The sequence below is a fragment of the Pyrobaculum sp. genome (assembly GCF_049971835.1).
Classification (GTDB): Archaea; Thermoproteota; Thermoprotei; order Thermoproteales; family Thermoproteaceae; genus Pyrobaculum.
The window spans coordinates 1-547 of the sequence record NZ_JBMFKV010000419.1 but is presented as its reverse complement, the minus strand read 5'-3'; the positions used below and the strand labels follow the sequence as shown (position 1 = coordinate 547).

General features: G+C 61.8%; 1 pseudogene. It reads left to right on the top strand.

Annotation, left to right across the window (positions count from 1 at the left end):
* Positions 1–547, top strand: a pseudogene (locus tag ACP5J3_RS15050) (hypothetical protein); the annotation flags it as partial.

Here is a 547-nt window from a genome sequence, read left to right as displayed (position 1 = left end):
GCCGAGTCTGTCTACGAGGCTCTGCGTGAGTGGCTGGAGAGGGCTAAGGTGGCGCTGGAGAGGCTTTACGAGCTGTTTGTTGAAGCAATCGCCAGGGTAGTCGGCTGGGTGGATGAGCACAGGGCGTGGCTGTTTTTGGCGGCGGCTACGGCGGCTGGCGTAGTCGCGTGGGCCTTTGCCAACGACGTCTCCGGCTCTGTTCAGCTGGGGAAGCTGGCGCTGGCCTCTGGGCTGATTAAGCACGGCGAGTTTAAGAAGCCGCCGGCGGCGGGTGAGCTAGTGGAGGCTGTCAGAAAGAGAAACGAGACGGTGGGCAAGGCGCTGGAGGAGCTGTTCAGCGTTGTGGACCAGCTTTCTAGAGGCGCGGCGGACGTAGACGAGAAGAAGCTGTTGAGAATCGCTAATCTGCTGGAGGCGGCTGGGGGCGTTAGGGTGCCTTGGCTGGGGCCGGTGGCTGAGGCGCTTAAGTACTGGGAGAGTGGTAAGCGTAGCGAGGAGGAGAAGAGCGAGTACGCCAAGGCGGCTTTTCTAATTGTGTGGGCGGTGC